The organism is Gracilibacillus lacisalsi DSM 19029 (assembly GCF_000377765.1).
In the GTDB taxonomy this organism is placed as follows: domain Bacteria; phylum Bacillota; class Bacilli; order Bacillales; family Amphibacillaceae; genus Gracilibacillus; species Gracilibacillus lacisalsi.
Window position 1 is genome coordinate 1 of the sequence record NZ_KB898692.1, and the last position, 11,337, is coordinate 11,337.

An 11,337-nucleotide genomic window follows, 5' to 3' on the forward strand; every position below is an offset into this window, starting at 1 on the left:
TGGACACTTTTTCCGATTTCGGCTTTCTTTTGTCCGTGAGATCGATTCTCGTGGACACTTTTTCCGATTTTGGCTTTCTTTTGTCCGCGAGATCGATTCTTATGAACACTTTTTCCGATTTTGGCTTTCTTTTGTCCGCGAGATCGATTCTCATGGACACTTTTTCCGATTTTGGCTTCTTTTGTCCGCGAGAGCGGTTCTCGAAGAACTCGTTATCCACATCCCCAAAATTCACATTTCCTAGACAACAAAAAACGACGAAATTATTCGCCGCTTTCAATAAACTCTTCAAGTTCCTCTGTTATTTGTCCGTCCGTTTGGTATGCAAGTCCAAACGTTTCACCTTCGCCGTCTTTGTTGATCATAACGTCAATGTCATTCAATAACTACTTTGTATATTCGATAGCTTGATTCATTCTTTTGCTTGGTTCTTCCCAATCCTTCACGGCTTCACGTTTGTTTGCACCATATTTTTCAGGGTCAATGTGTTCCGTCCGCTTATGGTGCCCTTCTTCAATTATTCCCACCAGTTTTTGCAAATTGTCAAAATCCTTTTCAAGCGAAACACCTTTGACTTGAACAACGTCAAGACCTCTATCCAACGCCATTGCTTCCATATAATAATAATATGCTTCATCGTGTCCCGCTTGGATCAATTTTGAATCTTGATCAGGAACTTCGTGAAATATCCGATTCGCTCCTGCTATGTAATCTTTTACATTTGTTTCCATATCATATATCTTGCCTTCTTCTAATTCAGTGACGTCTTTCCACTCCTTTTCGTTAACAACTTTGTTATTTTCCACCTCGTGAGCAACGATTTCTTTCGGTTCGGACTTCGCTTCTTTTTCCGAACTACAAGCTGACAAAAGCAAAACAGAAACAATGATTGTTAAACCAATAATTTTTTTCAAGAAAATCACCCTATCCTAAATAATTCTATAAGACGTGGATTATCTATCCTACTGAATACAAATAAAAAGACAGGAAGTTTTCCGCCTTCCCATCTTATTTAGCAACTGATACAATCCAAAAATTTTTAAGGAAGAACTCCCGTTGATCGGAAGTCCTCTGTCTGTTCATTTAACCTTTTCCTTTAAGAGTACAATAGATAACATTGCCCCTAGCCATGCTGACAATCCACCTAGTAGAATAAAGACAACCGACTTAAACTGAAAATCGGGAACTGCAAATTCGAATATTGCTAGTACGACTATCACGAAAAATATCATAAATAACGTTTGATAAGAGTTTATTTTCTTATTCATTTCCATCTACGCCTATTCCTTATTAAGATATTTTCGTACCATTTTCCACGGTTTCATCAGGTCTGAGCAACACCACATCATCTGTTCCTGGTATACCACCTAATACCAACACCTCTGATTTAAAGCCGGCAATTCGTAATGGTGGAAAATTAACTATTGCTGCTACTTGGCGTCCGACTAACTGTTCCGGATTATACCTTTTCGTAATTTGTGCAGAGGACTGTTTTACACCTAACTCACCAAAATCAATTTTCAACTTAATCGCTGGTTTTCTCGCTTCTTTAAAATCTGCTGCTTCGATTACCGTTCCAATTCGCAAATCTAACTTTGAAAAATCATCAAATGAAGCCAACGTTATCACCCCAGTTATTATTGTCCTTTTTTACGTCATTTTTCGATATTATTTTTATCATACCATTTCCTTACTATTTTTGACAAAAGCAGTAGTTTTAAAATTTGATACTTAGGTCCCAATCGGATATAGTAGAAGTCTCTATATCAACTTTTCTATCATATTTTTAATAGAATCCAATGATTTTGACACAAATTTTTTGGTTGTCAAAAATCTGCTTATAAGATAAAATACAATATATAGTTAATTCGGAAGTCAAAATCATCTATATATTGTATTCGCGACATCAATACTGCGAAATCCTAATTTTTCGCAGTTTAGTTAACTACATAGATTATTCAGTTTTAATCGCTCCATCATGAGCGCTTTTATTATGTAATTGGAGGTTTTTTCATGACAACAGAAGTTAAATCTATTAAACAATCAGTCACCAAAGCTCTACAAGAAGCAGAAGAAAAGTATGGATTAGATACGAAAGATATACAGCAACGTATCGAAGAATCTACAAAATCTGACAAAGACTCAACCCAAGAAGCCTTATTCTATTCATTAAACCGCATCTCGATGGATCAGCCTAAATGGACTTTTGTTGCGGCTCATTTCCATTTAACACAATTATATGAAGAAGCAGCACAAAATCGTGAGTATGAACCTACTCAAAAATACGGGGATTTATACAAGTTAATTCAACTACTAACAGATAAAGGAATTTATAGTTCCGATATCCTTACTCATTATAGCAAAGAAGAAATAAATCAGCTACAGCAAGCAATTGATCCAGAAAAGGATGCACTCTTCAACTATATAGGACTTTTTCTATTAGCAGATCGTTATCTTGCAAGAGATCATGACCGTAACTTATATGAACTGCCACAAGAACGATTTATGATTATTGCCATGACATTAATGCAAAATGAAGCACCTGAAAAACGTGTTGAATTAGTGAAGGAAGCTTATTGGGCATTAAGTAACCTATATATGACAGTAGCAACACCAACCTTATCCAATGCGGGTAAAAGCTATGGCCAGTTATCTTCTTGCTTTATTGACACCGTAGACGATTCATTAGATGGCATTTATTTAAATAACTGGGATATCGCTCGTCTTAGTAAAGATGGTGGTGGTATCGGCATCTACTACGGTAAAGTTCGTGCCCTAGGTTCAGATATTAAGAGATTCAAAGGCAACTCATCTGGTGTTGTACCATGGATTCGTTTAGTGAACGATACAGCAGTTAGCGTGGACCAATTAGGTCAACGTCAAGGTGCCGTAGCAATCTATCTGGATGTATTCCATAAAGATATTATGAACGGTTTCTTAGACTTAAAAACAAATAATGGTGATGAACGGCGAAAAGCACACGATATCTTTACAGGTGTAGCTATCCCAGACTTATTTATGGGACAATTACGAGAAACAGATGCACAAGGTAAGAGTATCGGTGAGTGGCATACATTCTGCCCACATCAAGTAAAACAAATCATGGGCTGGAAAGACGAAAATGGAAATCCACTTGGTCTTGAGGATTTCTATGATGAAAAAGACAACAAATATTTTACTGAAAAATACTGGGAAGCAGTCAATCACCCGTTACTTCCTAGAAAAACATATCGCGCCATGGATATTATGGCTCGTATTATGGTTGCACAATTAGAAACTGGAACACCATACATGTTCTACCGTGATGAAGTTAACCGTCAAAACCCGAACAAACATAAACGTGGTGTTGGTAAAACATCTATTTATTGCAGTAACTTATGTACAGAAATTGCACAAAATATGTCTCCGACAACAATCTCGAAAGAATATCAAGATGAAGAAGGCAATATCGTGATTGTTCGTAAACCAGGTGACTTTGTAGTATGTAATTTATCATCGATTAACTTACCAAACGCAGTTCGCGAAGAAGTATTGGATCGATTAATTTCCATACAAGTTCGTATGTTAGACAATGTAATTGACCTTAATACAATTACAGTCGGCCAAGCACAAGTAACAAACAAAAAATATCGTGCAGTAGGTCTCGGTACTTTCGGCTGGCATCACCTACTTGCATTAGAAAGCATTCATTGGGAATCTGAAGAAGCTGTCGAGTATGCTGATAAAGTTTACGAAGATATTGCTTATTACACGATTAAAGCATCTATGGATTTAGCAAAAGAAAAAGGTGCTTACTCTGAATTTGAAGGATCCGAGTGGCAAACTGGTGTCTATTTCGACAGAAGAGACTATCATTCAGAGCGTTGGAACAAGTTACGCGAAGATGTGGCAGCTAACGGTATTCGCAATGGCTGGTTAATGGCTGTAGCACCAAACTCTTCTACAGCAAAAATCGGTGGCTCCACAGATGGAATCGACCCATTATATGCAGTGGAATTTGCCGAAGAAAAGAAAAACTTCAAATTTAAAGTGACAGCACCAGATTTAGATCATGTCACTTATAACTATTACCGTCGTGCACGTCACGAATTGGATCAAGTTTGGAGTATTAAACAAAACGCGAAAAGACAACGTCACATTGATCAAGCAATCAGCTTTAATTTCTATGTGCGTCATGATATTAAAGCAAAAGAATTATTAAATTTACACATGGCAGCCTGGGAAAACCGTCTGAAAACAACTTATTATGTTCGCAGTACTTCCCAGACAGAAATCGAAGAATGTGAAGCATGCCATAGTTAATCATCAGGATGTATTGAATGCCGTCCGCGGAAGTGTGGTAACGGCATTCTCTATCCATCTTTTATACTAATGTGGGAGGACCGAAAATGACACAAGTCGATCAATCTTTAACTAAAATCAAACTTTTAAATCCTACTTATCCAAATAAAGCAACTGGCATTATTAATGGCGAGTCTTCAGGTTTATTAAACTGGAACGATATTGCTTATCCACAAATGTATGACTTATACCAGACCTTATTGGCCAACTTTTGGAAAGCGCAAGAGATCAATATGCAAGATGACATCAAACAATGGGATAACTTATCCGAAACGGAAAAAGATGTTTTCTTACGTATTAATACACAGCTTGCATCCTTAGATAGTTTGCAAACACCGACAATGACACATGTAATGGACTATGTAACAGATTCTAGCTTTAAAGCTATTTTTGCAGTAATCTCACAACAAGAAGCGGTTCACAATGAGTCCTATTCCTATATTTTAAGCTCACTTGTACCATTGCGTGAACAAAATGAACGTTTTGATCAGGCTAAGGAAGATCCAATTGTCCGTAAACGAAACCAGTTAATTTTGGATAGCTATGAAGCCTTTCGTGAAAATCCGACGCCACAACGTTTATTTGAATTAGCGATTAACTCTATTAATTTAGAAGGTATCTATTTCTATGCAGGTTTCGCCTTCTTCTATCATTTGGCACGTCAGCAAAAAATGCTAAAAACGAGTACGATGATTAGCTATATTCAACGTGATGAAATGCAACATGCTTATTTCGTATCACAATTCGTCCGTATTCTACTTACGGAAAATCCAGAATTAAACACTGAAGAGAATATTCAATATGTCTACCAAACAGTTGATAAGGCAGTACAGCTAGAAAAAGAATGGGCGGATTACATTTTAAAAGATATTGAAGGTATTGACCTTGATGAATTCCATGGCTATGTCGAGTATTTAGCTAACAAACGATTCCGCCAAATCGGCTTGGATAACTATTATCCTGAACGTGACAACCCAATGGAATGGATTCATGTCTTCAGTGATGAAATGATGAACGAAACGAAATCAGACTTTTTCGAGCAAAAATCTCGTACTTATACGAAAGTATCATCATCTAACGGCTTTGACGAACTTTAATAAGGAGGCTTTTCACGATGAAAGCTGCGATTATCTATACATCTGTAACTGGTAATACTTCTACTCTAGCAGAAATCATTTGCGAAAAAATGAATAACCATCATATCGAAACCGACTTAATCCCTGTTGATGAGTTTCAACCGCAACTACTACACAACTACGATATCGTCACAGTTGGAACATACTCTTGGGATAATGGCGACCTGCCGATGGAAATGGAAGAAGTTTTTGAAGCATTTGAAGAGGAAGAGGTAAACCATATTACTACTGGTGTATTTGGAACAGGAGATAGCTTCTATCCTTATTATTGTGGAGCGGTTGATATGTTTAGAGATATGCTTTACGTTCACACTAATCTTGCCGTTACTTTAAAAGTAGAGTTAACACCGCAAGACGAAGATCTTCATAGATGCGAAAAATTTTGTGATCGATTAGCAAGTGAATTAGCAGTAGTTTCATAGCTTTAAAGGTTGATGTTGTTAAAAACATCAACTTTTTTTAATGTTAAAGAAAGTTAAAAATTTGTGCTGGTCTAACTCCGAGCGCCCAGAAACTAGGCGACTTCACGAATCGCCCTACGATAAGTCATCATCGGTTCGTAAACTCACCGTGATTCCTTTATCTCAGTTGATTCGCTCCAGTCGCTACGTTTCTAAACGGGCGCTCTGCGCTTTTCTTACGAAAGGAGAATGACATAATGTTGGAGTATATACTAATCTTTTTAAGCGCTGCAGTACCCTGGTTTGAGATAGCGTTTGTTATTCCTCTGGGGATTCTATCAGGCTTAAACCCCTTTCTCGTTATATTCGTTGCATTCATTGGAAATATGACAACAATAATAGCTTTAATTATCGGATACGATAAATTCAAAGGGTGGCTGGGAAAAAGAAGCAAAAAGAAAGAATCCAAGCGGCAGGCTAGAGCACACACTCTTTGGAATAGGTACGGCCTACCTGGCATGGTATTGCTTGGACCTATCTTAATTGGCTCTCATATTGCTGCTTTTATCGGCATGACACTTGGTGCAACCAAACGTTCAACATTCGTATGGTCTTCCTTTAGCATCGGAGCATGGTCATTAGCAATTGGGATATTAACCGCTTTTGGATTTGACTTCTTCACCAATTAAACCAAAGTGAAAGGTTACTTCTTATAAAAAATGTGGTCAGTGTCCGATCGTCACTGACCACATTTTTTTCTTCTCTAGTCAACCATCTCAATATTTATCGGATATACATAAGGCTGATCGGGTTCTTTAATGGTTTCCACCTCTGTTGCTTTGATTATCGGTATTGGAGCTCCTTGATAATTTGTTAATTGAATCGTCCCTGTTACGTTTAACCACGTATTATCTGCGATGTTTGCCGCCTGATCAAATTCGGTTAAGAAGCCGATCAATCCAGCATCTGCCACACAATGTGTAATTAAAAAACGACCGATTACTAATTGCTGTTGCGAAAAACCTTCTTCTCGATAAACGAATCCTGAAAAAGTTACCTTGGTCCCTTGTAACTGCTCAGCATGCGCCATTATTTCTTGATAATACGTTGAAAAGAGCGTTTCATCCATTTCTATATGTGCCTGTTGCAAAATATCAGAGCGCAATTGATCATATTCTGTCTTTGGAATCTTATTTTGATAGACATTCGGATCTATCGGATTATCATCAACTGCTGGTTGTCCTAAATCAGGAGGAGCCTCATCTGAAGTCGGAGTTTCAGCTAGTTGACCTTGCAACGTTTCCTCTTGTTGAGCTTGACTTGTCATCGATAGTGTCGCACCTTTATTTTTCGCAATCGATGCATCCAAGCTCGATAGTGGTAATAACATACCTGTTGCAACAGGAAAAACAATAACTAGATAACTAAAAACTTTTTTTAGGTTCATTGGCTGATCACCATGATCATGATGGTGGTCATGACATTCATCATGATCATGGTGGTGATGTTCTATTTTTGCTCCGAATGTAAACACTCGATGCATTTGAACTAGAAATAGCAATAGAAATAGTGATGCCCCCATTTGACTTAAGGTTTCATATTTTGGGTTAATCAGCTTTAAGATGTCACCAGTAACATGTAATCGAAAAATAAAGATCGTGAAAAATAAAAGAATCGTAGCGCGTAATAGCTGTTGTCCATTTAATTTCATGCTGCTTCCCCCCTTAAATAAAGCCTTGCAACAGGCTGATCATAATGAAAACTGTCACTGTTACAATAACAACAAAAATCAACACAAACCTAGTCTTAAAAACACTTAACATCATCAAAGTATTTTTTAAATCTATCATCGGTCCATAAATGAGAAATCCCAAAATAGAAGCTTGTGGGAAGATATTGGAAAAAGATGCACCGATAAAAGCATCTGCTTCAGAACATAATGACAGTAAATAAGCTAATCCCATCATGACGACAAGCGATGCAACATGGCCCTCCCCTATACTAACTAACAAATTGGTAGAAACATATACTTGTACAAATGAAGCTAAAAAAGCACCAATAATTAAATATTTCCCCATATCAAAAAATTCATCCACCGCATGTACTAACGTTTTACCAACCTTGTCCAAGAAGGATTGACTACCACTACCACTGTCTGCTTGACAACTGGATACTGTTGCTACACTTGTTTTCAACTGATTACTTTGAAATAGAAAGCTAATCAAAATACCGATAACGAGTGCAATAAGGAAACCTAGTCCCATCCGTAAGAGCGCGATTTGCCAATCATTCCCGAACGCCATATATGTAGAAAAGATCACGATTGGATTGATTAAAGGACCTGTTAATAAAAAACCTATCCCTGCATAAATCGGTACACCCTTCGAAATCAGTCTTCTAACAATCGGAACAATCCCACATTCACAAGCAGGAAAAAGACCACCTACAACGCAACTCATAAAGACAGCAGCATATTTATTTTTAGGAATCCACTTTTTTAATTGATCTTCAGTAATAAATATTTGAATAATTCCTGCGATAATGACACCTATTAAAACAAACGGTAATGCTTCTATTAAAATACTTAAAAAGATGGTATTCAGATGATAAAAAGAATCTGGTAACTCGATGATGGAGAGAGAATCACTAAAGGCAAATACATATACGACCATAATAAACAACAATAGAATAGCAGAATCAATAATCAGTGAAGGTAAACTTTTTTTCATAATATTCTCCTTTTTGTTTTCATCTACTATTTTATATCTATGTATTAAATAGTATTCTAGAATCATTTCGGTAAAATAAATCGTAATGATTTCGCTTAATTATACTATCAAATCCTATATGATAATCTAGGAAAAAATCGTACGTATTCGCCATATAAATATGATACAATGTTAAAAGGTTTTTTAGCATACATTACTAAAACCTATTCCAATGAAAAACAACAGTGATAACGGACACTAATTTCATGATATAACTCCCACTGTAAGAAGACTCAAGATATAAGAGAAGGAGGAAATCTCTATGGAGCAAGATAGTGAATTATCACGTGCGACGGGAAATTCAACCATTAACCAATTAACATTTCGCTTAGGTGCATTTGGCGCTGCTGTTCCGCTATTATTTTTCGTCATATGGGCGATTACCACTAGTGTATTACAATTATCTTCTGAAATTGGCCTTGTACTAGGTGCTATTTTCGGAATTACCTTGGGGTTATTTTTCTGTAAAAGTAAATGGGCAGATTATGCGCAAGGATTGTTTGATGGTCTCGCTCAACCAATTGGTGTAGTAGCAATGGTTGCATGGTTCTATGCCGGCATGTTTGCGCAAGTATTGCAAGTTGGCGGATTGGTCGAGGGTCTCGTCTGGATCGGTATGATTACCGGGTTCACGGGAGGTCTTTTTGTTGGATTGACCTTTATATTGGCTGCCACATTCTCGACAGCTGTTGGTACAGGTTATGGTACGACGGTTGCTTTTTGTACGTTAATGTTCCCTGCCGGTGTGGCAACAGGAGCAGATCCAACCATTTTATTTGCAGCGATTCTTGCTGGAGCGGTATTCGGGGATAACCTTGCACCTGTGTCAGATACAACGATTGTTTCAGCGACAACACAAGATGCCGACGTACCTGGTGTTGTAAAAAGTCGTTTTAAGTATGCAATTGCTGCCGCTATTCCTACATTGATCATCTTTATTATTTTTGGTGGTGGTGGTTCAATCGAAAACCAAGCTAGCATTGAGGCTACCACTGATCCTAAAGGATTATTAATGCTAATACCATTTGCTGTTGTCTTATTTTTAGCTATATCAGGACATCATATTATAACCTCTTTAACATGGGGAATTTTAGTTGCAGTTGTTATGCTAGTAGTATTTCCTGTAGGCTCGTTCAGTGATGTCATCAGCTTTAATCCTGATTCAGATAATATCGTAGAAGGTGCACTTATTAACGGGATTACCGGATATATCAATATGGCAATCTTAATTTTATTAATTGTAGCTGCCGCACACTTATTACGATTAGGAGGTACTATGCAAGTCATTACCTCTGTACTTGTTAAATGGATTAAAAATTCTGTTCGACGTGCAGAGATTTCCATGTGGGCAATCGTTGCTTTGTTAAACAGCGCAATTACCATTAACACGGCGGCCGAAATTGCAGCGGCACCTTTTGTTCGTGAAATCGGGGAAAAATATCAGATTCACAGTTACCGCCGTGCAAATATGCTCGATGCTATAACTTCTGCCTTAGGTTATATTTTCCCTTGGGGAGCACCAGTATTACTTGGTTGGTCCACGATCACTATGATGCAGGAAACCTACGAATGGCTGCCAATTGTTTCACCGACAGCAGTTTTCCCATTTGTTTTCCAAGGCTGGTTCTTAGTGATTGTTATGCTAGTAGCAGCATTAACTGGATGGGGATTACGTTATCAAGGTAAAAATGGCGAAGAATTAACTGAGCCACCTCAATAAGTGATCGTTTGCGAGACGAGACGATCGATGAAATAGTACAAATAGTAAGACTTGGCATGAAGAGTTGCCAAGTCTTTTTATAATTCATCATTTTGTCAATTACTTTTCGTTATGATTGTTTTATAATGATGGTAAGTAGGTGATTTCATGAACTCGATTTATACAGTACTTCTTGTAATCCATATTTTTTCTGCAATTGTGGGGATTGGGCCTGGCTTTGTGCTGACTACGATCGTAAAGTCTGCTAAAAGCTTACCTGAAATTAGACATGCATTTGCATTAAAAGCGAAGGTGCATATTTTTGTAATGATTGGTGGCATACTTGTATTATTAACCGGCCTATTGATGGGCGTTCTAAAGCCTGTTCTTTTTCAGCAAGGCTGGTACGTTACCAGTATGATTCTCTATTTTGCAGCACTCTCATTGGGACCAACATTGCTCAAAAAGTTCTCAACTCCAATAAAAGCTCTAATTGCGGATCCAGACCTTGAAAGCGTCCCTGATACCTATCATAAGAATCTTCAGAAACTGTTGCGCGTGGAATACATAGAAAATACTTTGCTGTTAATCATTATCTTACTGATGATTACCAAACCTTTTTAGCAGAAAGTTTATCACGAGTTATTCACATATCTTTCATTGATCTACGTTGAAAAAGAAAAAGCTAGCAGTTAGACGTGAACTGACCCAGTAAAACGGGACAAGAAAAAACACCTATGCTGCCATAGTCCTGAATTCAACAGGACTGTGGCAGTTTAGTTTTGTAAACGGTCGTATATAGTTGTAATAATACATGTAAGATTGCACTTTTTCTAGTACAATAGAGTTTGTAAGGTGCACTCTATTTTGAGTGTTGAATTCTTCCGACTTTAGCGAGGAGTGGAAGGATTCGATTACGGCATTATCAAAGCAGTTTCCTTTTCGGGACATGCTTGTGGTAATGCCTTTTTCTTTAGCCAGCTCTTGAAAGT

At 37.5% G+C, this 11,337-nt stretch carries 12 protein-coding genes; 6 read left to right on the top strand and 6 right to left on the bottom strand.

Features of this window, described 5'->3' with window-relative positions:
- Positions 1–386: 386 nt before the first annotated feature.
- The 3 genes from D569_RS23300 to csaA form a co-directional block, all read right to left on the bottom strand.
- Complete coding sequence (locus D569_RS23300; protein ID WP_018934551.1) at positions 387–914, bottom strand: hypothetical protein; 528 nt, start codon at positions 912–914, stop codon at positions 387–389.
- 165 nt (positions 915–1,079) lie between these two features.
- Positions 1,080–1,268 carry a hypothetical protein gene (locus D569_RS0121730; RefSeq protein ID WP_156823024.1) on the bottom strand — a complete coding sequence of 63 codons (189 nt, stop codon included), beginning with the start codon at positions 1,266–1,268 and terminating at the stop codon, positions 1,080–1,082.
- A 22-nt stretch (positions 1,269–1,290) separates the two neighbouring features.
- The gene (gene csaA / locus D569_RS0121735; RefSeq protein WP_018934553.1) at positions 1,291–1,620 is read right to left on the bottom strand and encodes a chaperone CsaA; all 330 of its coding nucleotides are present in this window, start codon (positions 1,618–1,620) and stop codon (positions 1,291–1,293) included.
- A gap of 393 nt (positions 1,621–2,013) precedes the next feature.
- Here csaA and D569_RS0121740 point away from each other — a divergent pair, with 393 nt between their 5' ends.
- The 4 genes from D569_RS0121740 (at position 2,014) to D569_RS0121755 (ending at position 6,567) form a co-directional block, all read left to right on the top strand.
- Complete coding sequence (locus tag D569_RS0121740; protein ID WP_018934554.1) at positions 2,014–4,302, top strand: ribonucleoside-diphosphate reductase subunit alpha; 2,289 nt, start codon at positions 2,014–2,016, stop codon at positions 4,300–4,302.
- Between the two features lie 86 nt (positions 4,303–4,388).
- Entirely contained in the window at positions 4,389–5,438 is a 1,050-nt protein-coding gene (locus D569_RS0121745) for a ribonucleotide-diphosphate reductase subunit beta (protein ID WP_018934555.1), read from the top strand.
- 17 nt (positions 5,439–5,455) lie between these two features.
- Entirely contained in the window at positions 5,456–5,899 is a 444-nt protein-coding gene (locus D569_RS0121750) for a flavodoxin domain-containing protein (RefSeq protein ID WP_018934556.1), read from the top strand.
- Between the two features lie 236 nt (positions 5,900–6,135).
- On the top strand, positions 6,136–6,567 hold the full coding sequence (locus D569_RS0121755) for a small multi-drug export protein (RefSeq protein ID WP_018934557.1): 432 nt from the start codon (positions 6,136–6,138) through the stop codon (positions 6,565–6,567).
- A gap of 74 nt (positions 6,568–6,641) precedes the next feature.
- On the opposite strand, the gene D569_RS0121760 is transcribed toward D569_RS0121755, so the two are convergent.
- Entirely contained in the window at positions 6,642–7,589 is a 948-nt protein-coding gene (locus D569_RS0121760; protein ID WP_018934558.1) for a TIGR03943 family putative permease subunit, read from the bottom strand.
- Between the two features lie 13 nt (positions 7,590–7,602).
- Positions 7,603–8,607, bottom strand: coding sequence for a permease (locus D569_RS0121765; RefSeq protein ID WP_018934559.1), 1,005 nt, complete (start codon positions 8,605–8,607; stop codon positions 7,603–7,605).
- 301 nt (positions 8,608–8,908) lie between these two features.
- Here D569_RS0121765 and D569_RS0121770 point away from each other — a divergent pair, with 301 nt between their 5' ends.
- Both D569_RS0121770 and D569_RS0121775 read left to right on the top strand, forming a co-directional pair.
- Complete coding sequence (locus tag D569_RS0121770; protein WP_018934560.1) at positions 8,909–10,366, top strand: Na+/H+ antiporter NhaC family protein; 1,458 nt, start codon at positions 8,909–8,911, stop codon at positions 10,364–10,366.
- Positions 10,367–10,513: 147 nt separating this feature from the next.
- Positions 10,514–10,969 (top strand): DUF2269 family protein, encoded by a 456-nt coding sequence (locus tag D569_RS0121775; RefSeq protein ID WP_018934561.1) that lies wholly within the window; start codon positions 10,514–10,516, stop codon positions 10,967–10,969.
- Positions 10,970–11,080: 111 nt separating this feature from the next.
- On the opposite strand, the gene D569_RS24195 is transcribed toward D569_RS0121775, so the two are convergent.
- Positions 11,081–11,337, bottom strand: a 257-nt coding sequence (locus D569_RS24195) for an integrase core domain-containing protein (RefSeq protein ID WP_156823001.1), incomplete at its 5' end; no start/stop codon positions are given.